This is a genomic window from Hyphomicrobium methylovorum, from assembly GCF_013626205.1.
Classification (GTDB): Bacteria; Pseudomonadota; Alphaproteobacteria; order Rhizobiales; family Hyphomicrobiaceae; genus Hyphomicrobium_B; species Hyphomicrobium_B methylovorum.
This window is the reverse complement of record NZ_QHJE01000001.1, coordinates 2,460,364-2,481,685: the sequence shown is the minus strand read 5'-3', so window position 1 is coordinate 2,481,685 and position 21,322 is coordinate 2,460,364. Positions and strand designations below refer to the sequence as shown.

The 21,322-nt window shown below is 56.3% G+C and carries 21 protein-coding genes; 13 read left to right on the top strand and 8 right to left on the bottom strand.

From position 1 onward, the window contains the following. Positions 1–70: 70 nt before the first annotated feature. Entirely contained in the window at positions 71–1,117 is a 1,047-nt protein-coding gene (locus DLM45_RS11980; RefSeq protein WP_181337333.1) for an alpha/beta fold hydrolase, read from the top strand. A 45-nt stretch (positions 1,118–1,162) separates the two neighbouring features. Further along, positions 1,163–1,426: a DUF1488 family protein gene (locus DLM45_RS11975; protein ID WP_181337332.1), complete on the top strand. Its 264-nt coding sequence runs from the start codon at positions 1,163–1,165 to the stop codon at positions 1,424–1,426. A 264-nt stretch (positions 1,427–1,690) separates the two neighbouring features. Here the strand turns inward: DLM45_RS11975 and irrA are convergent, their stop codons facing one another. Beyond that, positions 1,691–2,182: an iron response transcriptional regulator IrrA gene (gene irrA / locus DLM45_RS11970; protein ID WP_181337331.1), complete on the bottom strand. Its 492-nt coding sequence runs from the start codon at positions 2,180–2,182 to the stop codon at positions 1,691–1,693. A 215-nt stretch (positions 2,183–2,397) separates the two neighbouring features. After that, a complete protein-coding gene (locus DLM45_RS11965; protein WP_181337330.1) occupies positions 2,398–3,033 on the bottom strand; it encodes a peroxiredoxin in 636 nt (211 codons plus the stop codon). Positions 3,034–3,669: 636 nt separating this feature from the next. Between DLM45_RS11965 and DLM45_RS11960 the strand changes: the two genes are divergently transcribed. The 6 genes from DLM45_RS11960 (at position 3,670) to DLM45_RS11935 (ending at position 10,523) form a co-directional block, all read left to right on the top strand. Next, positions 3,670–3,945, top strand: a complete 276-nt coding sequence (locus DLM45_RS11960; protein WP_181337329.1) for a Nif11-like leader peptide family natural product precursor — start codon at positions 3,670–3,672, stop codon at positions 3,943–3,945. A gap of 397 nt (positions 3,946–4,342) precedes the next feature. Then, a complete protein-coding gene (locus tag DLM45_RS11955) occupies positions 4,343–5,509 on the top strand; it encodes an acyl-CoA dehydrogenase family protein (protein ID WP_181337328.1) in 1,167 nt (388 codons plus the stop codon). A gap of 65 nt (positions 5,510–5,574) precedes the next feature. Next, positions 5,575–8,076, top strand: coding sequence for a GAF domain-containing sensor histidine kinase (locus DLM45_RS11950; protein WP_246317346.1), 2,502 nt, complete (start codon positions 5,575–5,577; stop codon positions 8,074–8,076). Continuing rightward, positions 8,057–8,677, top strand: a complete 621-nt coding sequence (locus tag DLM45_RS11945) for a response regulator transcription factor (protein ID WP_181337327.1) — start codon at positions 8,057–8,059, stop codon at positions 8,675–8,677. Before DLM45_RS11950 ends, DLM45_RS11945 begins: the two co-directional genes overlap by 20 nt. A gap of 528 nt (positions 8,678–9,205) precedes the next feature. Continuing rightward, positions 9,206–9,772: a hypothetical protein gene (locus tag DLM45_RS11940; RefSeq protein ID WP_181337326.1), complete on the top strand. Its 567-nt coding sequence runs from the start codon at positions 9,206–9,208 to the stop codon at positions 9,770–9,772. A gap of 346 nt (positions 9,773–10,118) precedes the next feature. Then, on the top strand, positions 10,119–10,523 hold the full coding sequence (locus DLM45_RS11935) for a hypothetical protein (RefSeq protein ID WP_181337325.1): 405 nt from the start codon (positions 10,119–10,121) through the stop codon (positions 10,521–10,523). Positions 10,524–10,666: 143 nt separating this feature from the next. On the opposite strand, the gene DLM45_RS11930 is transcribed toward DLM45_RS11935, so the two are convergent. Then, positions 10,667–12,298 (bottom strand): trimethylamine N-oxide permease, encoded by a 1,632-nt coding sequence (locus DLM45_RS11930; protein WP_181337324.1) that lies wholly within the window; start codon positions 12,296–12,298, stop codon positions 10,667–10,669. A 181-nt stretch (positions 12,299–12,479) separates the two neighbouring features. On the opposite strand from DLM45_RS11930, the gene DLM45_RS11925 reads away from it, so the two are divergent. Further along, positions 12,480–13,412 carry a TonB-dependent receptor domain-containing protein gene (locus tag DLM45_RS11925; RefSeq protein ID WP_181337323.1) on the top strand — a complete coding sequence of 311 codons (933 nt, stop codon included), beginning with the start codon at positions 12,480–12,482 and terminating at the stop codon, positions 13,410–13,412. 253 nt (positions 13,413–13,665) lie between these two features. On the opposite strand, the gene arfB is transcribed toward DLM45_RS11925, so the two are convergent. Both arfB and DLM45_RS11915 read right to left on the bottom strand, forming a co-directional pair. Continuing rightward, positions 13,666–14,085, bottom strand: a complete 420-nt coding sequence (gene arfB, locus DLM45_RS11920) for an alternative ribosome rescue aminoacyl-tRNA hydrolase ArfB (RefSeq protein WP_181337322.1) — start codon at positions 14,083–14,085, stop codon at positions 13,666–13,668. Positions 14,086–14,089: 4 nt separating this feature from the next. After that, positions 14,090–14,470: a glyoxalase superfamily protein gene (locus DLM45_RS11915; RefSeq protein WP_181337321.1), complete on the bottom strand. Its 381-nt coding sequence runs from the start codon at positions 14,468–14,470 to the stop codon at positions 14,090–14,092. Between the two features lie 432 nt (positions 14,471–14,902). On the opposite strand from DLM45_RS11915, the gene DLM45_RS11910 reads away from it, so the two are divergent. After that, positions 14,903–15,154 (top strand): hypothetical protein, encoded by a 252-nt coding sequence (locus tag DLM45_RS11910; protein WP_181337320.1) that lies wholly within the window; start codon positions 14,903–14,905, stop codon positions 15,152–15,154. 400 nt (positions 15,155–15,554) lie between these two features. Here DLM45_RS11910 and DLM45_RS11905 read toward each other — a convergent pair whose 3' ends face one another. Then, on the bottom strand, positions 15,555–16,451 hold the full coding sequence (locus tag DLM45_RS11905) for a branched-chain amino acid aminotransferase (protein WP_181337319.1): 897 nt from the start codon (positions 16,449–16,451) through the stop codon (positions 15,555–15,557). A 193-nt stretch (positions 16,452–16,644) separates the two neighbouring features. Between DLM45_RS11905 and DLM45_RS11900 the strand changes: the two genes are divergently transcribed. From DLM45_RS11900 to DLM45_RS11890, 3 genes are read left to right on the top strand one after another with little or no spacing between them, the layout of a single operon-like run. Further along, positions 16,645–17,217, top strand: coding sequence for a MarR family winged helix-turn-helix transcriptional regulator (locus DLM45_RS11900; protein ID WP_181337318.1), 573 nt, complete (start codon positions 16,645–16,647; stop codon positions 17,215–17,217). 23 nt (positions 17,218–17,240) lie between these two features. Continuing rightward, positions 17,241–17,951 (top strand): response regulator, encoded by a 711-nt coding sequence (locus DLM45_RS11895; protein ID WP_181338300.1) that lies wholly within the window; start codon positions 17,241–17,243, stop codon positions 17,949–17,951. A gap of 51 nt (positions 17,952–18,002) precedes the next feature. Next, positions 18,003–19,430, top strand: a complete 1,428-nt coding sequence (locus DLM45_RS11890; protein ID WP_181337317.1) for an ATP-binding protein — start codon at positions 18,003–18,005, stop codon at positions 19,428–19,430. 271 nt (positions 19,431–19,701) lie between these two features. Here DLM45_RS11890 and proC read toward each other — a convergent pair whose 3' ends face one another. Further along, positions 19,702–20,529 (bottom strand): pyrroline-5-carboxylate reductase, encoded by an 828-nt coding sequence (proC, locus tag DLM45_RS11885; protein ID WP_181337316.1) that lies wholly within the window; start codon positions 20,527–20,529, stop codon positions 19,702–19,704. A gap of 131 nt (positions 20,530–20,660) precedes the next feature. Next, positions 20,661–21,158 carry a type III secretion system chaperone family protein gene (locus DLM45_RS11880; protein WP_181337315.1) on the bottom strand — a complete coding sequence of 166 codons (498 nt, stop codon included), beginning with the start codon at positions 21,156–21,158 and terminating at the stop codon, positions 20,661–20,663. Between the last annotated feature and the right edge of the window lie 164 nt (positions 21,159–21,322).

Here is a 21,322-nt window from a genome sequence, read left to right as displayed (position 1 = left end):
TAGGGAAAATAAAATCGGCTGTCCCTCTGGGGCCTCACCTGAACAATAACAACGATCGGAGATCGGAATAATGGACCATAACCCATATTATTCCCAGAATATCCACGGTCCCTATTCTCTGTATGATCTCGGCAATTTCGATCTCGATAGTGGTTTGCGCCTTCGCAATGCGCAATTGGCTTACGCGACGTTCGGCACGCTTTCACCTCTCAAAGACAACGCCATCCTATTTCCGACCTGGTACTCGGGCACGTCGAAAATCATTGAACAGGCCTACATCGGCCCTGGACGTGCGCTCGATCCAAGCAAGTATTTCATCATCATTCCAAACCAGCTCGGCAATGGCTTGTCGACGTCGCCGCAGAACACTCCCTCGCCCATGAACGCCGGCGCGTTTCCCGCTGTTTCTATCGCCGACGATGTGCGGGCTCAGCACAAGCTGGTTACGGAGCACTTTGGAATTTCCAAGCTGGAGCTCGTTCTCGGCGGCTCCATGGGAGCCCAACAGACATACGAATGGGCCGTTGCATATCCCGATGTCGTCAAGCGCGCCGCTCCAATCGCAGGAACAGCGAAATGCTCGTCGCATAACAAGTTGCTCGTGCAGACGTTCAAAGAAGCGATCACCAGCGATCCCGCTTGGAGAGGCGGCATGTATAGCGATTCATCCGCTGTACATCGCGGCCTGAAGCGGCACGCGCATCTATTTGCAGCATCCGGCTTCACGGCAAAACTTTTCACTATGGAAGGTTGGCGCGGCCTCGGATTTACATCGGCAAACGATTTCGTCACGAATTTTGTCGAAGCGCATTTCCTTCCTCAGGATGCGAACAATCTTCTGCTGATGCTCAACAAATGGCAGAACGGCGACGTCACGCTCAACGGTCGCGGCAGCCTTGAAGCGGCATTGGCAAAGATAACTGCAAAGGTCGCGGTCATCGCCATTGAAGAAGATCTCTTCTTCTCGTTAGCTGACATCCGGGCCGAACAACGCCTGATACCGAACAGCGAACTGAAGCTCGTGTCTTCGGATTGGGGACATCTGGCGCTGTTTGGAGTGGATGCGGGCTACAATGCCACGATCGACTCCTACCTCAACGCGTTGCTGGCGTCGTAAATTCTGACGCCACCAATTCACACACTAACAACTGAAAGCTAGATCATGACTCTCACGGCCACGCTCGATCAACCCGAAGTCGAAGGACTCGCGGTCAGGTGGATTATGTCCGACGGAAAGAAGAATGTCGTTTGCTGGGTTCGCGCAGCAGCGCTCGAGCATCTTGAAAACAACATCGATCTTCCAAAATCCGAATACATGAACGCATTCATCAAGCATCGCGAGATTTTGGAAGATCGCGCAAAGGACATCTTCAAGCGCGGTAAACTAGACGGTCATGCCATCATCGTTCGCAAAGAGAACATCTGACGACCGATCTTGACCGCTCTCACGCGTGTCTACGGCCGTCTACAGGCGGACCGAATATCGTTGGAATAGTGGATGGCCCGGGAGCATCAACTGCCGAGGGCCGTCCATCAAGCGCCTTAAAACTGCGATGATCTGCGAATGCTAGCGTCGCGTTCCACGCGTCGCTCAGAGTTCTCGCACTCCGCATCCAAGGCAAACCAGCGGATGCGCGAGGACGCGCTCAGCGGGATATGGCCCAATTAAAACGTAAACTGGGCCACTCGATCACTTGCAACGTTGCCTGAGGCGAACAACCACTTCAACACCGGCAACTTCCATCCCATGGGGGATCGGCGGCATCTGACCGATAAGCACTTCGCCATCTTCGATGTCGACGATGCAATCATCCTCTTCACAATAGAAATGATGATGCTCGGTCGTGTTTGTATCGTACCAGGTCTTCTGCCCGTCTATCGACAATCGCCGCACCAACCCTGCGCTGGTAAACTGCTGAAGCGTGTCGTCGATCTCAGACAAGGAGAGCTGAGCGTTTTGGAGATCCGCTTCTTCAAACAGAGATTCTACCGTGAAGTGCCTGTCTCCGTCCTGAAAGAGCAATCGAGCCAGATTCATGCCTTCTCTCGTAATGCGCACGCCGGCCTTAACGAGACGGCTTGCTGCATTATGAGTACCGCAGGCTCCGATGCTGAAGCCACAGTCGCTACGTCCAGCGCCTGAGGACTTCTTTACTCGCTCATTGTCCTTCAAAAGATCCATGATCGTTCCTTTCGTTTGCGCAGGAAACCGACGAGACTTGTGGTGACGCAACAGCGGCCGGGCATAAGTTACAAGTCTATTACATCTCGTCGCCTTGAAGTATCTGCGTATGCTTGGCGGCACGCCGTCTTATTCAACGCCGCGCCGCCCAAGTAGATTCCCGAAGAAGACATATCGAGAATGATGCGGAAGATAGGATTCGCAACAGCGAAATCTTACTTCCCGGGCAGCTCTACGATCCGAAGGTAGGGCTTGAGCTCTTTCCAACCCTGCGGAAACATCGTCTTCGCCTTTTCATTCGAGATGCTCGGCGGAATGATTGCCGGCTCGCCCGGCTTCCAATCAACCGGCGTAGCGACAGTGTACTTGTCAGACGTCTGCAGGCTGTCCACGACCCGAAGGATCTCTTGGAAATTGCGCCCTGCGCTCGGCGGATACATCATCATGAGCCGAACTTTTTTAGCCGGGTCGATAATGAATACGGTGCGCACGGTGATGTTCGGATCGCATTCCGGATGCATCATTCCGTAGAGATCAGTGACGGTGCGATCTTCGTCTGCGAGGACCGGGAAATTGAGAGACTGGCCCTGCGTTTCCTCGATGTCCTTTTCCCAGCCGACGTGGTTCGCGCCAGAGTCGACCGACAAACCGATGACCTTAACGTTGCGCTTTTCCCACTCAGGCATGAGGCGCGCAGCTTGTGCGAGTTCGGTGGTGCAGACAGGCGTGTAGTCTTTGGGATGGCTGAAAAGGATTCCCCATGAATCTCCCAGCCACTTATGAAACGAGATTTCACCCCGGCTGCTTTCTTGCGTAAAATCCGGAGCGATCTGCCCGAGCTGTATTGACATTTAGTACTCCCATAAAGTTCTTCACGAGCAACAGGCGCCCCCCCGACAATCCGCCGAAATCATCAGTAATTGCGCATATTTAAACGTCGCTCTGATCGGCTAATTATCTCACGGGGTATGGGTGTACCATCCGTTAGACTACCCAAACTTAGGTAGTTGCACGCCCCTCTCCTTCCCCTCGGTGGAACGCACGTCCTCCAGAGAGAAAATTCGCGCCGCAACATAACGACGGCCCTCTCTTGGGGGCTCGATGGGAAGAGGTCGTCCTCAGAGGGCAAAAGCTTCGGATGACGTCTCTGCCCGCCATCGAACATTGGACAATCTTGGGCGAGAAAAACGCCGCCTCGAGCAAAACCAGCGCAACGTCGATCACGAAGACATGGCTGAGCGGCGCCGTCATAAACCTCTTCGCACCCGCAGCAAAAAACGATCAAGAACAGCGCATGAAAACACCAGCATCGATGACGATTAGGTGAGTTCCGGAGCGTATTTTTACTTATTCAAACAGTTGGGGAGCAGAGATAATATTTCCTTCGAAGCGCGAATATCAGGCACTCATAAGATTCGTCTTTTGACGAAGGCCATAGCTCTATCGTGGTGAGGCAATTGATTATCAAAAAATAGAAACGGAAAAAAATGCGGGAGAGAAAGCTTAGGGACATAGAGTCCGGCGAATACAAAAAAGCGATCAAGAAACTGGGTGAGGCCGTCATGGACGATCCGGCTCTCCTTGAACGCCTTGATGCGACGCCAAGCAAATCCGATTTTATTGATCTGTACTGTAATTTGGCAAAAGAGAGAGATCTCAGCTTTTCTAAGTCGGACTTACTGATAGCCGTCCAAGAGCAGAAGCAGGGCAAGGACGGGATCATTCCGACGATCGTTCTTCGAATGATAGCTGATCGGTTCTAAATGTGCGTCTCCGCAAGTAATGCGATCCTGGCGAATGAAGGCCGCGCCGTCGGAAGCAGGAATGAAAATCCCGCGCACGACCTGATGACAGCTCTTGCCTCGGTCCATCCGCTACTGGCGTCTGAAACACAACCAAGAGAAACCAATTCGAAAAATGCCTTATCGCGATCAGCTCCCCCAAGAGACCGAAGGGGTTAAGGCTATCCTCTCAGAAACTTCGATAAGAGCAGTACAAACCGGGTCGACGCTGGCACAACCCCGTTTGGAAATATAACGAAAGTCATGTTGTTTTTACTGGTGGAACACCTTTAGCATGCTCACCAAATCGCATAGCAAAACAAAGAACAAAAACCGGGAGGGGCTTGTCGCCTCGCCCGCAGCCAGGAAGTCAGATCTGATGAATCCTTGGGAGGGCGGCGGACAATCGATCCTTAAAAAGGCTGAGGAGATAGCAACAAGCGTTCTTGCAAAGAACGCCGCCTCGGTGGATCGCGACGCGCGCTGGCCCGAAGAGGGGATGCGGACGCTACTCGCTGAGGGCTTTGGTGGCCTCGTCGTCCCTAAGCAATACGGCGGCAAGGGCCAGGGCATGCTGATGATGGCTCGCGTATGCGAGACGATCAGCCGAGAATGCGCTTCGACGGGCATCTGCTTTGGAATGCATTGCGTCGGATCTTCCGTCATCGCAGCCAACGCGACCGACGTTCAACGCGAAAGTTTCCTCACGCCGATCTGTGAAGGCAAACACATCACAACGCTGTCGCTGAGTGAGGCGGGATCCGGCGTCTATTATTATCTACCGCAGACGAGCCTCGTTTCCGTTTCGCGTGACCAATACGCGATTAGCGGCGAGAAAGTATTCGTCACGAACGGCGGCTGCGCAGACTCATATGTTGTATCCGCGGTATCCGGCGATCCAGACGCCCCTGCCGGTCAGTTCTCGTGCGTTGTCGTTCCCGGTGAATCGCAAGGCTTGAGCTGGGGCAGCAACTGGAATGGGTTCGGCATGCGCGGAAATTCTTCGCGCATGATGACACTCGATGGGGTTCTCGTCCCGCGCTCCAACCTGCTCGGCCGGGAAGGCGACCAGATCTGGTATATCTTCAACGTTATAACGCCGTTCTTCCTAATCGCGATGGCGTCGACCTATCTCGGCGTTGCCGCCAGCGCTTTGGACGAAGCCCGCGCACACATCCTTTCCCGGCGCCACGTACACTCCGGCGCGCTATCGCAAGCGCCCATCATCCAACATCGCTTTGGAGCACTCTGGTGCATGCTTGAACGCACCCGACGGCTGGTCTACGGCGCCGCCGCGAGCTTCGACAACGGAGAACAGGACTCGCTGACCGCGATCATGGCCAGCAAGGCCGAAGTTGCTGAGAGCGCAGTCGCCATCGTCAACGAAGCTATGACGCTCACCGGGGGGCGCGGCTATGCAGAAACGTCAAAGCTATCACGACATCTGCGGGACGCGCGCGCGGTTCACCTCATGTCGCCAACAACAGATCTGCTGAAGATTTGGATTGGAAAATCCCTCTTGGGTGTGCCGCTGCTGGCTGATTAAATATATCGTCGAGGCACACGATAGGGTGACGCTCTATCCTCGGTCCGACCGTCGGGGAGTTTGAATTGTCTGTTAGCAGCGCCAAGGCAGTGATCAATATGAACCGGCGCGCAGACGGCGAAGGAGACGACCTCAGTCGCGTCGTCTTCGTCAACGTGGATCGAAGCGTTGCCAAACACATTTCTCAGCATCTGACCAAACGACACCGCATAGAATCTTTTGACGACAGCAAATTCCCAAACTCGAGTTCGCAGCTCAAAACAATCGACGCTGTGCTGTTGGGAAGCGACGTAAAAGAACCCGTTAACGCAGTACAGCGCATTCATTCCGTCGATAAGCGCGTTCCTATCATCATCCTCAGCGGCGCAGCGCAATGCGCTCGCTTGCGTCAAGACCTGATGTTTAGCCCATTCGTCGGGCACGAGATCATCGTCTGGCCGACGACCGATATGGACGGCCTGTCAGACGTCCTCATCGATGCGGCACAGCGACGAAAGCAGCGTCTTCTCTACCAAGACGCGGCGATGGCGAACGCCCATGTGCAGCTCGAGGTTTTGCCCTTACTGCATCCCGAGACAGCCGAGTATATTGAAGGCCTGTTCGACCATGAACCGATCGGCGTTCTCGCGACAACGTCCGGCGGAAAGATTCTGAAGATCAATCGCCAGGCTCGGCAGATCTTCGGAATATCCGACCAAGCGCATCGCGAAACGTCGCTGTATAAGCTCTTTCCGAAAAGCGAAAAAAGCCGCCTCGAAAGTTTGTTGACCCAGGCCGTCGACGCCAATGACCAGCCGCGCCCGGAGCTTTTTGAACTTCAAACAACCAAAGACAAAGTCTCTTTTGTCGAAGTCACCGCAGCGCCATTTTCACGCCCAACGCAAGACCGCTGCGCGATGCTGGTCGTGCAGGAGGTCACCCTCCGCGTTCAATCCGAACGGCAGCGCACCGAAGCCGTCGTAGAGCTTCGGCTCATTGCGAACGCGCTGCGCACGCTCCATTCGATCAGCACCGGAAACACCGGCGCCCTGAACGATAAGATTCGCGATTTTCTTCATCTCGGCTGCGAGCAGTTCGGTCTTCCGATCGCGATGCTTTCGCAGGTCGAAGGCGATAAACTCAGCATTGTCGCGTCGGTTTCAGACAACAAACGATTTTTGCCGGGCGCAACATTCAGGCTCGAAAATACATTCTGCAAGACGACGGTACAGTCGTCTGAACCTGTTGCAGTCGAACGCACGAGCGGAACAGCCTGGCACGACCACCCCTCCTACGGCGAGTGCGGTATTGAATCGTACCTAGGCGTTCGCATTATCGTTGGCGAATCTGTCTTCGGCACACTCTGCTTCATGAGTGATGCGCCGCACAGAATGCCATTCTCGTCGGCTGAACGCGAAATCTTGAAACTGATGTCGCGGTGGATCTCCGGCGAACTTCAGCGCGAGCGCGCCGAGGCGCATATGCGTAAGCTCTCGAGCGCTATTGAACAGACAGCAGACTCGGTGATCATCACAGACCGTACCGGGATCGTTGAATACGCCAATCCATCTTATCAATTTCTCACCGGTTATTCGCGCGACGAGATCGTCGGCTCAACAGCAGGATTTCTCCAGCCCGAGGATCCTTCTAGTGAGGAACTTTGGACTGCGATAAATAACGGAACTGACTACCGGTTTCTTCTCAGCAGCAAAACCAAGAGCGGCGACCTCTACCACGAGCAGATGACGATCAGTCCGCTCAAGGATGACGTCGGAGAGACCACGCATCTCATCGCAACCGGGCAAAATGTGACGGCTCTAGTGGAAGCCAAAGAGCGCGACCGGAAGCGGCAAGCAGAACTCACCCATGTGGCCCGGCTCAGCACGCTCGGCGGAATGGTTTCGGGCCTCGCGCACGAACTCAATCAACCTCTGTGCGCGATAATGACGTATGCCCAAACCTGCTTGCGGAAAATGCGCGCCGGCGAAGCCGAACTTGATGATCTACAGCACGGCCTGACTCAGATCGTGCGCCAAGCCGAACGCGCAGACGAAATCTTCTCGCGAATTCGAGATTTCTCGCGGAAACGTCAAATCCGGAAGCAGCGAGCGAACATTCGCGAGATCGTTGAGATATCCGTTGGATTTATCCAAACGGAGCTCAAGGAAAACAACATCAGTGTTGAACTGAAATTTCCCAAGAAAAACCAACTCGTTTTCGCGGACTCAATTCAGATCCAGCAGGTGCTCATCAATCTTGTCCGCAATAGCATCGACGCGCTGGCAAGCGTTGAATCCAGCCGGAAGAAAAAAATATCTATAAAGGTGAGTCTGGAAGGCCGAAACTTCACGAAATTAACGATCACCGATACAGGCCACGGATGCCCCGTTGAAAAATTCCACCGGCTATTTGAACCTTTTTATACGACCAAGGAAGCTGGATTGGGCGTCGGACTAAGCATCAGCCAGTCCATCGTGGATGGGCATGGCGGAAAACTTTGGCTCGCGTCCTCATCCCCAAAAGGCTCTACATTCTGTCTCACGCTACCGAACTGGAATAATCGGCAAGATGCAACAGACACAGACTAAGAAGACCGACACAGTTTTCATCGTTGATGACGATCCTGCCGTCCGTGATGCCTTGAGGTGGCTCATGGGACAGGTGAAGCTGAAAGTTCAGGTCTTCTCATCGGCGGACGAGTTTCTCGCGAACTACACGCCGGAAACGCGCGGCTGCATCATTCTCGATATCAGAATGCCGGGCATGAGCGGCTTGGAACTTCAGGAGCGCCTGAAAGCACTCGGCTCTCTCATCCCCATCATCATCATCACCGGCCATGGCGACGTTTCGATTGCCGTTCGCGCCATGAAGGCCGGCGCGGTCGAGTTTCTACAGAAGCCGTTCAACGATCAATTGTTGCTCGATACCGTTCAATCGGCATTGTCGACGTATGGCGCGATCTGGGAACAAGAAGAACGTCGGCAGGAATACAACCGCAGCCTTTCATCACTGACAAAGCGCGAAAAAGAAGTGCTCAATCTTCTGCGCACAGGAAAGGCGAACAAAGTAATCGCCTCGATCCTGAAAATTTCTGTCCGCACCGTGGAAGGTCATCGCGCAACTATAATGAGCAAGACCGGCGCTAAATCACTTGGCGAGCTGATCGAGATGCTGCACGCGAATACCTAATTCGAAATCTATTTTTTAAACCGGCAACAATTGCGTTGTAACGCGTTCTGCTGTTTTCGCACCGCAGTAGCGGTCAACTAGCTTGCGCCATTCCATTCATCCCTATGGCGATAGATCCGTGAATCGGATCATCCTTCGCGACCTGCACGGTAGTACATTTTTTGGACCTCGCCCGTACTCATAAGGCGACCCTTCATCGTGATTTTAGAAGACCGGCCGACGCTCTAATTACCAATAAACATCGTGGTTTTTTAAGTTTCGCAAATGCGAAACATGCGGCCGCACACTGCTCAATTACAACACCAATCGAGTGTTATTACGCCCTAAAGACGTATTTGTACCAAGTGAGACTCATCGCGTTCCTCCACTAAGATAACTTAGCATCGGATGGCATCGCCAATTGCCTCCCGGCGCCGTGCTCGCTAGGGCGACGACGATTATCGGGTTCGATGTCCTCGGCTGCTCCCGTCCGCGATCTCGATAGCCATAATAAAAAGCAATAGAACGAAACGCTAAAGGAGTAATTTGATGAAGATTAGCTTGGCCGGCCTCATTGCCGCGGCCGCTTTTGTGAGCGCAATGCCGGCGGCAAATGCCCATAGCCCTGGTGTAATGAGAACGGACGAAGAGCTGATTAAGGTGCTTCGCACCGCCGCTCCGACCGCGATCGTCGACCACGCCACGATCCTGAACATGGGCGCGGACGGCAAAATGAAAACCATCCAAGATGGCACCAACGGCTGGACCTGCATGGATCCCGGCAACCACGGCAACGGTGAGCCGATGTGCGCCGACAAGGCAGCCATGGAATGGGCAATGTCTTGGCAGGAAAAGAAGCCCCCGACTGCAGCCGTCGGCTTCATGTACATGCTGAATGGCGACAGCGGCGTCAGCAATACCGATCCTTATGACAAGAGCCCTGAAGCAACCGCCACGAACAACTGGGTTCAAACCGGCCCCCACGTCATGATCGTGGGAACGGATGCGAAGGAAATGCTGAAGGCATATCCGCGCGACGCCAAGGCTGATCCGACGAAGCCCTACGTCATGTGGCCGGACACGCCCTACGAGCACATCATGTTGCCGGTAAAGTAAGAGCCTCTCTCTTCTGAGGGCATGAACTTTATCAAGTAACGCGATACGCCTGTTTTCAACGCGGGACCTGCAACAGCGGGCTCCCGCGTTGTCATGATCGCTCCCCCAACAGCAATCTCAACGCTTTCGCTGCACAAATCCGATTCGCGTTGCTCGACGGCTCCTCGTCAAGCGCGCCACGATTTCCAGCTACCGCAAGCCCAGACACGCCCGTCTGGTCGCCCGTCACCGGATTCCCGTGGAGCAAATGCTCTAAACGCGTAATACCGGTGCAAAATCTGCCGCCCCAAATAGCGCCTCTCACCGATTCGCATTCTGTTGCGAAAAATACCCGGGGGAGAGATTCATGAAGCCCATACTCGCCGCAATGGTGTGCCTGCTGCTGGAAGGCTGCGCATCGTCGTCGAACGACATCGCCGCTCAGTACGTTTCGCCGATCCAGTATGACAACTACACCTGCGCGCAAATCGGCGCGGAAGCAGAACGCGTCTCCGCTAGAGCTGCTCAGCTCGCTGGTGTTCAAGATTCCAATGCCACTAACGATGCAGTCGCCATGGGCGTAGGCCTCGTTCTCTTCTGGCCAACTCTCTTCTTCATAAAGGGAGATGGTGTATCTGCTGCCGAACTCGGACGCTTGAAGGGCGAATTCGAAACACTCGAAAAGGTCTCGGTCGCGAAGAACTGCAACATGCAGTTCCGCCGAGGGGCACCGGAAAAACCCGCCACGACCGCAAGCCTCAGTACTCGCTGACGATCAACAAACGAAAAGGGCACCTCGACCCGAAGGGCGAAGTGCCAAGTTGTCCGCAGCGAGAAAAACTGCGGACGGGCTTTTCGTCGACCGATGAAAACGCAGGCAATCATTCCGGCGTTCTCATCGGCCTATAGCTGTGGCTAGGGCACGTGATACGCCGCCAGCTGACTACCGAGGTACACGGTCAAACCACCTGCAATCAGCGTGAGGTACGGGAGCATACCGGCCCGCTTTTTGATGAGCTGACCATTCTCCTCAAGGTCTTCCTGCATCCACGGTGGGAACTTGCCCTTATCCGTCACATAGTGGCGGTAAGCGAAGATCGGGATGATGCCAGCAACGATCAGAATGCTGGTCAACAGCACGCGCTGTCCCCAGAAGTCCGCACCCCAGCCCATGATGAGCAGGTTGATGAAGCCGCACACAGCGCCGATGGCGAGAAGCCAATTCTGCGCGCGATACGGCCGCTCTGCATTCGGACGATCGATACGATGCAACCATCCAGCCTGAAGGTTGAGAAACACGAAGACCATGTAGGTCGTGTTCGCCAACACGATCAGGAACACGTAGTCCGAGATCGACAGCAGCACGGCGTTGACGGCGAGATCCGTCCACATAGCAGCCACAGGCGCGCCGTGGCTGTTAACCCGCGACAGATACTTCGGCAGCCAGCCGTCGTGCGAACCCTGATACAAAGTACGAGACGAGCCCGCCATCGCAGTCATAACGACCAGACAGATCGACAGTGTCAGTACGCAGATGATGAGGTTTCCGAGGATCGGCCCTGCACCGACCATCTGCGCCAACACCTTGCCGACACCCGTTCCATCATAGATGCCAGGATCCAATAACCCCTGGAGACCGAGATAGCCTTGGAACGCGATGGGAACCAGCGTGTAGAACGCGATGCAAAGCAAGCCCGAATACAGCAGAGCACGAACCGTATCGTAGCCTGGGTTCTTGAATTCGCTGACATAGCAAACAGCGGTCTCGAATGGATACGTAGACCAAGCTGCGAGCAGCATGCACGCCATGAACGTGGTGATACCCACCATGTCCCAAGCGCCGTTCGTGGGATTGCCCGCAGCATCGACGATGAGCGGAACGAATGGCGTAAAGTTTTCAGACCGCACGTCACCAGTAAGCAGCGGCACGATGCCGGTAAGCAAGAGCGGAAGAAGAACCGCAATCGCAACGATCATCTGCACGCGAGCAGCCTTCAGAATACCGCGATGCTGAATGGCAAAAACGGTAAGCATCAATGCTAAGCCAAGAAAGAACGTTGCGTTGAAACGAACAACGACGCCTTCCTTGATGAAGCTGAGATCGAACAGAGTGACTTGCCAGGTTCGGATCAGCGAGTCCGCTGGGAATAGCAAATTGAGAACGTAACCAGCGGCCAATCCTGAGCCGATGGCGAGAACAGGCGACCAGGAAAACCAGTTGGCCCAAACTGAAATCGGGCCAAGCATCTTGCCGTAACGAACCCATGCGATCGCGCCATACACGGACGCGCCGCCGGACTTCTTCGGAAAAAGTCCCGAAATCTCAGCGTATGTAAAGCATTGTGCAAAACCGATCAGCATCGAGAGTATCCAAACTCCCGCTGAGATATTTCCTGCTGCCGATGCGACCGCACCAATAGAAAAAAGAACCAACACGGGCGTTCCGGCTGCGAACCAGAACGCGTGTGTCCAATTCAATGTGCGGTGCATCGTAAACGTCTGTGCTGAATTCGGCGCAGACGTGGCGGCTAAAACGGCCTCCGACATCGCTCACTCCCCGTCTATTTTTTTTGCCCGATGCCTCGTTAGGAGTATCGGGATCATTTTGAAGGAGATCACAGGGTCGGATTTCAAAAACTACCCGGCGGACTATTTATAGCATTGAGCAGTCCGATGCACTGACGCGCGACGCACGACAAAGAGCAAGCGCGTCCCGGACGTGTCCACCATGCGCGCGGACAAGATCGAGGAAGGCAGCATCGGTGCTTTCGGCGAAGTCACCATTCGCTGGACCGATTGGATCCGGACCACGACGGGCTTACGCGCGGATTTCTATACCGCCGATGTCGAAAGCGACAACCCGGCGAACTCCGGAGACAAAAGCGACGCGATCCTCAGTCCGAAATTTGGCTTGGTTCTGGGTCCCTGGTCGGGAACAGAGTTGTACTTAAATGCCGGAACCGGCTTTCACAGCAACGACGCTCGCGGAACAGTAACGAACATCGATCCAGTCAGCGGCGATCGTGTACTACCGTCGCCATTCCTCGTTCGCTCCGAGGGCGCGGAAATCGGCATACGCACGCAGCCGAACTCACGCATAACCAGCACCTTGTCGGTCTTCGCGCTCGACTTCGATTCCGAGATCGTGTTCGTCGGCGACGCAGGAACGACCGAGGCCAGCCGCCCAAGCCGGCGGATCGGGGCCGAGTACTCGCTTGATGTAAAGTTGCTGCCCTGGCTGACACTCGATTTAGACGCCGCCTACACACGCGCCCGGTTCCGCGTCGATGATCCAGGGGCACCCGGCAAACGCATCCCCGGCGCCATCGAAGGCGTCGTAAGTGCCGGGCTTTCATTCGATAACCTCGACGGATGGTTCGGCAGCGTCAATGTTCGCTACTTCGGTCCCCGGCCACTGGTCGAAGACAACTCAGTGCGGTCGCAATCGAGCACACCGGTCTCAGCGAGGGTCGGTTATAGGTTCGACGACGGATTGATCGTCAGGCTCGACGCCTTCAATCTGTTCGACGAAACCTCGAGCCAGATCGATTACTATTACGCATCCCGCCTCCCGGGCGAGGGCGCCGACGGCGTCGAGGATATTCACTTCCATCCACTCGAACCGAGATCGCTCCGTCTGTCCGTCACAAAACAATGGTGAACGCGAACCGCTTCTCTTGATCCAACTTTAAGAACGTCAGCGCGAAATCGGACGACCGTCGCGCAATGCTCAATCGGGGACGACCCCAACCCACCGACATTGCACTTCCAAAAAATTTTCCACCGCTTGCGCGCTCCATTCATAGAGCACGAAAAAATCCGCAAGCCCGCGCCCAACTCGCCTCACGCAGCAGTTTCGCTTTCGGCATTTCTAGCGATGCAAAACGCGCAGGGTTAGCGCGACCGCGCTGAACTCAATCGTAGTCCACCTTGCCGCTACGCATCTTCTTGACCCGCCCGCGAACGGTCTTCGCCTTGATGCGTTCTTCGCGCTGTCCGCGTGATGGGCGCGTTTTGATACGCGGCTTCGGACGCTCCAGCGCCTCGACGACGAGCGCTTTCAACCGCTCGCGCGCATCCGCGCGGTTCTGCTCCTGACTGCGAAACCTATCGGCTTGAATAACAATCACGCCCTCGGTCGTCAGCCTGCGGCCTGCCAAGCGCTTCAGCTTTCCGCGCGCGTAATCCGGGATCGAGCGATTCATCCGGAGATCGAAACGCAATTCGACAGCCGTCGAAACCTTGTTGACGTTCTGTCCGCCGGGACCTGAAGCGCGCACAAAACGCTCCTCGATCTCCGCGTCTTCGATCTCGACCGTCTCCGATATGCGCACTGGCTTATGAGCCCTCGTTCCGAGGCGCAAAGAACGTCAGTCGATTGAACGACGGATCCATCACTTTCATTTCTGACGTTCCCCAGGGCGTGTCCTCGATTCCGGGACGCATGTATTTGTAACCCTTCGCCATGATCTCCGTCCGGTACGCAACGATGTCATCAACACCGATGCGCACGCCGCCACCCGGCGCGACATCGCCGTGATGTTCGGAAAGATGGATCAAGCAACCGCCGCGCGACACCTGCATATAGAGCGGCATGTCCGGCTCGAAGCGATGTTCCCAGTCCACTTTGAAACCCAGAAAGCCGACGTAGAAATCCCTCGTTTTGCTTTCGTCAAAAAGCCTGAGAATGGGAACAGCCGGTGCAAACGTAATCGCCATCGAATTTCGCACCTCTTGTTATCCCACTGCGGACCATATCAATCAGCCCAGCAACGACGTCCATATAAAGCTCGTGCGAAGCCGTCTACTGGGTATCGACGTGACCAGCACCGTCAGCCCAGCGCGCTAACCGCTTGGTAGCAAGCAATGAAACGCCGTTGAAAAAATTGGAAATCAAACTCACGGAGAATCAGCGTACCTTAACGAAACAGTGGAAACCGGGCGCATGCGAACTTTACCAAGTTTGGCGCACGTGCATTGGTGCAGAACTAAAGTGGTAGCGCCATGGAAATGCCCTGTTTCGCTTCGTTAAAAGCGTTCGAATATTATTAACGAACGGTTCATTGTGCGGCCATACGCTTCGACGGTGGAACTCGACGGCACGACGCGAATTTTCTTGAATGATGTTCTTCGAACTGGGGCGAAGCTGTTATGCAGACGATAGCAAACACTGTTCCGCACCATCAGACCTTAAGCCGTCCTCTGGCTGGACGGTTTGCACGCGCTCTCGGTCTTGGCATAGCGACGCTCGTGCCCGCTGCTTTGTGGGCCGTGTTGATAAGCGCAGTCGCGAGCTGGATCGGAAGTCCGCTCGCCTATCAGACGGTTGTGATCACCGCGATTGCGATCGCTGTTTTTCTTGGATTGGTATGCGCGCCGCTCATTCTGCGCCTCAATCACTAAGCAGCACATCTAAGTTCAAAGAAGCACGTGTGGCTTCAGCTTCCGCTCCACCCGCAATCCATCCGCTGACAGTGGCGTCGCTTGCTGCCGCCGATCTTGCATGGCGCCGATACGAACTCGCATCTCCTGCACGAATAGGATGATACGCAGCCGCGCCAACTTCCGCCCTTCTTGAAGTTGCATGTCAACAATGTCTGACAATCGCGATGCGGATTGATTGCCCCGCCAGGCCCCTCTTGGGCCACGGCAGATCCGCTAGCGCCCAGGGCGGCACCCATCAAAATCAAAAGGGTTAGGGCGAACGTACGCATACAGCATTGTCCATGACGCTCATGCCATTCGAGCATCGGCCTAACCGACGCCTCAGGCAAGAGCAGTCAGGGCAAAACCGCGTGCTTGGTTACTCAGCTGCTACTCGCGCCTTCGGGCGAACAAGGTTCATGTAATCGCCAAGCAGTGTTTCGGTAATCGCGCCCGGCTTATACCGGTGCTCTCCGATTTCCGAAACCGGCGTAATTTCCGCAGCCGTACCGGTGATGAAGCATTCCGAGAAGCTGCCAAGCTCTTCCGGCATGATGACCCGATCGATCACTTCGATGCCCCGCGCCTTGGCGAGATCGATCACTGTCCGCCGCGTGATGCCATCCAGGAAGCAATCCGGCACCGGAGAATGGATCACCCCATCCTTGATCAGGAACAGGTTCGCACCCGTGCACTCAGCAACCCGGCCGCGATAGTCCAGCATCAAGGCATCCGAGTATCCCTGCCGCTCTGCACGATGTTTTTCGATTGTGCAGATCATATAGAGACCAGCCGCCTTGGCCTTTGACGGCGCACAAGCCGAGTCCGGGCGGCGGTATTGCGCATGCGTGATGCGAATGCCTTTCAGACGCTGCTCCATCGGGAAGTAGGAGCCCCAGTCCCATGCTGCGATGGCGAGATGAATTTTCGCCTGCTGAGCGGAAACGCCCATCTGCTCGCTGCCCCGCCACGCGACGGGACGCACATAGCAATCCGAAAGATTGTTGGCCTTCACGACATCGCGACAGGCCTGGTCGATCTCTTCGGCGCTGTAAGGAATGGTGAAATCAAGAATTCTGGCGCTTTCGATCAGTCGCTCGGTGTGTTCCCGCAGCTTGAAGATCTCGCCGTCATAGGCGCGCTCGCCTTCGAACACGGAACTCGCATAGTGCAGAGCGTGCGTCAGCAGGTGGACCTTGGCGTCACGCCAGGGCACCATCGCCCCATCCATCCAGATCAGCCCATCGCGGTCGTGATAAGGGATGAGGTCGGCCATGCCAGTCTATGTCCTCCGCTGGTCTTGTCTTTTCGATATCGCGCCGGCGCCGCGTGAGTTGCGGCCTATCAGGCACTGCGCGTTTCGGGACGATTAGTCCTTAGCTGCGCGGCCTGCAAGGGTCCGGCCCAAATGCGCGCCGGTCGGGCGAATTTCGCTTGAAATAAAATACGATCGAGGCCAATAAGTCAACATGGCTGACATAAATTCAGAATCCGAACGGCCACCCGGTCCGGGCGTTGAATTCGATGAGCGTACGAAGCCCGAAACGCCGACCGGCGGCGTAATACCATTGGCCGATCTGATTTCCTGCGTGGAATTGTTTTACTTTGCCTACCGTGACTTCACGGGCGATCCGGACGCAATTCTGGAGCAATACGGTTTTGGCCGTGCGCACCATCGAGTGCTACACTTTGTTCATCGCAATCCAGGCCTGAAGGTCGCGGAATTGCTGGATATCTTGAAGATAACGAAGCAATCGCTTGCGCGCGTTTTGAAGCAACTCGTTGACGAAGGCTTCGTTGTTCAGCGCGCGGGCAGTGAAGATCGCCGTGAACGTCGACTTTATCTTTCGGCCAAGGGAACACGCCTGACCGACAAACTGACACAAATACAGGTCAAACGGGTCGAAGGGGCTTTGACGAAGCTCGGTCCCGGAACGCAAGCCTTGGCACGCGCCTTCCTTTTCGCGATGATCGCTGAAGAGGATCAGCCCAAGGTCGAACGGCTTATTAGAGGCGAGCATCCTGAGCTTTCGGGAAGCTAGGCCCGCAACGAATGAGTTCATTGATGATTGCGGAACGTTCGGAACCTCTCGCTGACAATGCACCACACGTTCTGGTCGTCGACGACGATCAGAAGATTCGCGCCCTTCTCGGCCGGTTTCTGACCAGTAACGGTTTCCGCGTTACCGAAGCGGCCGACGCCGCCACTGCTCGCGCTTTCATGCGCGGCCTCGCCTTTGATCTCGTTCTCCTCGACGTCATGATGCCGGGAGAATGCGGCCTCACTCTCGCGCGCGACCTGAAATCGACGCGGCCCGTACCGATCTGCATGTTGACGGCATTGGCTGACGCGGAAGATCGCATCACTGGCCTTGAAGCTGGCGTTGACGATTATGTCTCGAAACCGTTCGAGCCGCGCGAATTGCTTCTTCGCCTGCGCAACATCCTGCGCCGCGGTCAGACACCCGCCTCCACCTCGTCGCGCGATGAAATCCGCATGGGCGGCTGCGTCTTCTCCATTACGCGCGGCGAACTCAAACGCGATGACGAAGCCATCAAGCTCACCGAGCGCGAACGCGATCTTCTGCGCCTGTTCGCCCAGCGCATCGGCGTTGCGGTTCCTCGACACGAACTATCCAGCGACGACAGCACGGGCAGCGAACGCGCCATCGACGTGCAGATCAACCGCCTTCGCCGCAAGATCGAGACCGACCCTTCGAACCCTGTTTACCTGCAGACCGTGCGGGGCAAGGGCTATATTCTTTACATAGATTGATATTCAATTCGCCGCTTGACTGCGGGGGCGCCGGTGAGGCGGATGGCGGCGATGGCGATTGCTGAGGAAACGAACGCGAAAGACGACACCGACGGAGAGCGCCCGCGCTCCCGCTATCGTCAATTTCGCGAACATCCACTCGTCATCCGCATGCTCGGCATCGGCAGCGAACTGCTGCCGAAAGGCCTCTACGCACGCGCGCTGCTCATCATCATCACGCCGATCGTCGTTCTCGAAGGCGTCATCGCGTTCGCCTTTATGGAACGCCACTGGCAAGCCGTTACGCGCCGACTATCGGAAGCGACGGCACGCGACATCGCCGCCCTCATCGAAGTCTATAGCGACCTTCCAAAATCCGAAGGCGCGCAGAAAATCGTCGATCTCGCACGCGAACGTCTGAATTTGAAGATGGAGGTCCTCCCTCCGGGAGACTTGCCGCCACCGGGGCCGAAGCCATTCTTCCGTCTGCTGGACCGCGCGCTCTCGAATGAGTTGCGCAAGCATGTGCAGCTCCCGTTTTGGATCGATACCGTAGGCGAATCCCAGAATGTGGAAATCCGCGTTAAGCGGGACGATGCCATTCTCCGCTTCGTCGCGACACGCAGCCAGACCTACGCATCGAACTCACACATCTTCCTGCTTTGGATGGTCGGATCGTCGGTCATCCTGTTGACAGTCGCGATCCTCTTCCTGCGCAATCAGATCCGACCCGTCCTGCGTCTCGCGGATGCCGCTGACGCCTTCGGTAAAGGACGATCGATCCCGGAAGACTTCCGCCCGCGCGGCGCGCGTGAAGTGCGCCAGGCGGCGTCCGCATTCCTGCAGATGAGCGACCGCATCAAGCAGCACGTCGAACAACGCACAACCATGCTCGCCGGCGTCAGCCACGACCTTCGCACCGTGCTGACTCGCTTCAAGCTCGAACTGGCCCTGCTGGGCGACACAGCGGAGAGCCGCGCCCTCGCGTCCGATGTGAACGAGATGCAGCATATGCTCGAAGCCTACCTTGCGTTCGCCAAGGGCGACGGCGGCGAGGAAGCCGTCGAAACGAACCTCGCCGACCTGCTGCAGGAAATCGTCGATGACGCCGCGATTCACGGCTGGACGATCGACCTCAGGGTTCGCAAGAGCAAAGGCGAGATCGTGCTGCCACTGAAGCGCCGCGCCCTCAAACGGGCGATCACCAATCTGGTGACCAATGCGGCGCGCTTTGGCGATCAGATCGTCGTGCGCGTTGCGCCGGAAGGCGCTTGGGTCCGCATCGAAGTGGACGACAACGGGCCGGGTATTCCAGCTTCAGAACGTGAGAACGTCTTCCGGCCGTTCTATCGCCTCGACCATGCCCGCAACCAGGACGACGGCAACAGCGGCCTAGGCCTCGCCATCGCCCGCGACATCGCCAAGAGCCACGGCGGCGAGATTGCGCTCGGCGAAAGCTCGATGGGCGGGCTTCGCGCCATCATCTCGCTGCCTCAGTAGCGATTCCAAGCCGAACTCCTCGCCCAGCCCTCACTCGCTGATCCAAGAAATTAACGTGGCAATTCAAGGGACTGCAAATTACACAGCCTTGTGAATTGACTGTAACGTTATGATATTACACCTTCGGGACGGGTTCCGGGCTTCGACTAGGTTTAGGTGTCCTCCAGACCTGATTTCGGAACCGCAGATAACCCGAGCGCCGTGGACGAAAGTCCATTCGGGAAGAGAAAAACAGGCCGCGGGATTTAGCTGTAATCGGAACCCAGCCCGGTTAGCTGCCAAGCTCGCGGCCACGTTTTTGTGCGGCCAGCACCGTCTCCGAAACGAGTTCCTTGAGCCCGCTTCCTTCGCGCATCAGCACCGCGAGACCAGCCGCCGTGGTGCCGCCGGGCGACGTTACGTTTTGCCGAAGCGTCGCCGCATCATCCTTCGAACGTGCCAAAAGTTCGCCCGCGCCTGAAACGGTCGCGCGCGCAAGGCGCTGCGCCGTCTCTTGATCGAGACCTGCGTCTACCCCGGCAGACGTCATCGCTTCGACAAGCGCAAACACATACGCCGGGCCCGAACCTGATACCGCCGTTACCGCGTCGATCAACGCTTCCTGATCGAGCCAGACGACATCGCCGACGGCGGCAAGCAGCGATTGGCAGACCGCCCTTTGCGAAGCGCTCGTGTTCGCATTTGCAACCGCGCCGGATATGCCCCGCCCAATAGCAGCAGGCGTATTCGGCATGGCACGCACCACCGCCGCACCGGATGGCAGATGGCGCTCGAAACTGGCTATCGATTTACCAGCAGCGATCGACATGATGACCGTATCGACACCCGCAAGGCGCGCCAACGGCGGAAAAACCGCATCAAGCACTTGCGGCTTCACCGCGACGACGATCGCCGCAGGCACACGATCGAGCGACGGCAACTCGGAGACGACCGTCAGCCCATGCGCGGCAGCAAGCGCCGCTGCCTCACCTGAAATGTTCGGTTCTTGAATGAGAATGTCGCTGGGCTTCAAACCGCCCGCGAGCCAGCCCGACAATAAGGCTCCGCCCATCTTACCGGCGCCTGCCAGGACGACCGGACCATCAAATGCGAAAGACATGACGCGAAACACCTAGAGGACTTCCGGAAAAGCGGGCGACGGTTTTCCGATAGGAAACACGACAATACGAGAGCTAAAGCCTTTCCGCAATTTAGCCAAATCCGGAAAGGCGTTAGACCAAATTCGCCTCGCTAGGCCTGTCCCTGCGTCTCGAACATCGTGGAAACCAAGGCTTCCCGGCTTTCCTTACCCGCCCAAACGACGAACTGGAAGGCTTGGTAGTAGCGCTCGCAGCCTTCGAGAGCTGCCTTGAGCATCGCCTCGCACTGCGCGACCGTTGCCACCGCCCCGTTCAGCAACAGGGCATGCCGGAACATTACCAAGCCCTCTTGCGTCCAGAGGTCGAAGTGACCGAGCCAGAGCTGCTCGTTGATCTGTGCGATCAGCTTGTACATTTCCGTCAACCGGCTATCCGGCACCCGGAAGTCAAATGCGCACGCGAGGTGGAGTGCTTCGAGATCGTCGCGCCAGTTGATCGAGATGTGATAGTCCGCCCAAGTCCCGGCGACGATCAGGGTCATCTCTTCATCACTTGCTCGCTCGTGTGGCCAGTCGTGACCATGAGCGAGCTGCTCAATGAGATCGATTGGATTAAGGATGCGGGCGGGAGCCTGTTCCGCAGCTGCCATTTCTATCGATCTCCAGTCTGCCGCTAGGCAAAGTTTGTCGCCAAAAGACGCTATCAAAACAAATCGAAACGCATCGTTTTGTGCTGCGGCGGACAAAACCAGACGGCCCGACGAGTCGCAAGGCGACGCCTCTGGCTGCGGGAGCTTGTCCACGGTGAAAGTGG

Coding starts and splice junctions, on each gene's coding strand:
- DLM45_RS11980 (WP_181337333.1), top strand. CDS start 71: ATGGACCATAACCCATATTATTCCCAGAATATCCACGGTCCCTATTCT.
- DLM45_RS11975 (WP_181337332.1), top strand. CDS start 1,163: ATGACTCTCACGGCCACGCTCGATCAACCCGAAGTCGAAGGACTCGCG.
- irrA (WP_181337331.1), bottom strand. CDS start 2,182: ATGGATCTTTTGAAGGACAATGAGCGAGTAAAGAAGTCCTCAGGCGCT.
- DLM45_RS11965 (WP_181337330.1), bottom strand. CDS start 3,033: ATGTCAATACAGCTCGGGCAGATCGCTCCGGATTTTACGCAAGAAAGC.
- DLM45_RS11960 (WP_181337329.1), top strand. CDS start 3,670: ATGCGGGAGAGAAAGCTTAGGGACATAGAGTCCGGCGAATACAAAAAA.
- DLM45_RS11955 (WP_181337328.1), top strand. CDS start 4,343: ATGAATCCTTGGGAGGGCGGCGGACAATCGATCCTTAAAAAGGCTGAG.
- DLM45_RS11945 (WP_181337327.1), top strand. CDS start 8,057: ATGCAACAGACACAGACTAAGAAGACCGACACAGTTTTCATCGTTGAT.
- DLM45_RS11940 (WP_181337326.1), top strand. CDS start 9,206: ATGAAGATTAGCTTGGCCGGCCTCATTGCCGCGGCCGCTTTTGTGAGC.
- DLM45_RS11935 (WP_181337325.1), top strand. CDS start 10,119: ATGAAGCCCATACTCGCCGCAATGGTGTGCCTGCTGCTGGAAGGCTGC.
- DLM45_RS11930 (WP_181337324.1), bottom strand. CDS start 12,298: ATGTCGGAGGCCGTTTTAGCCGCCACGTCTGCGCCGAATTCAGCACAG.
- DLM45_RS11925 (WP_181337323.1), top strand. CDS start 12,480: ATGCGCGCGGACAAGATCGAGGAAGGCAGCATCGGTGCTTTCGGCGAA.
- DLM45_RS11915 (WP_181337321.1), bottom strand. CDS start 14,470: ATGGCGATTACGTTTGCACCGGCTGTTCCCATTCTCAGGCTTTTTGAC.
- DLM45_RS11910 (WP_181337320.1), top strand. CDS start 14,903: ATGCAGACGATAGCAAACACTGTTCCGCACCATCAGACCTTAAGCCGT.
- DLM45_RS11905 (WP_181337319.1), bottom strand. CDS start 16,451: ATGGCCGACCTCATCCCTTATCACGACCGCGATGGGCTGATCTGGATG.
- DLM45_RS11900 (WP_181337318.1), top strand. CDS start 16,645: ATGGCTGACATAAATTCAGAATCCGAACGGCCACCCGGTCCGGGCGTT.
- DLM45_RS11895 (WP_181338300.1), top strand. CDS start 17,241: ATGATTGCGGAACGTTCGGAACCTCTCGCTGACAATGCACCACACGTT.
- DLM45_RS11890 (WP_181337317.1), top strand. CDS start 18,003: ATGGCGATTGCTGAGGAAACGAACGCGAAAGACGACACCGACGGAGAG.
- proC (WP_181337316.1), bottom strand. CDS start 20,529: ATGTCTTTCGCATTTGATGGTCCGGTCGTCCTGGCAGGCGCCGGTAAG.
- DLM45_RS11880 (WP_181337315.1), bottom strand. CDS start 21,158: ATGGCAGCTGCGGAACAGGCTCCCGCCCGCATCCTTAATCCAATCGAT.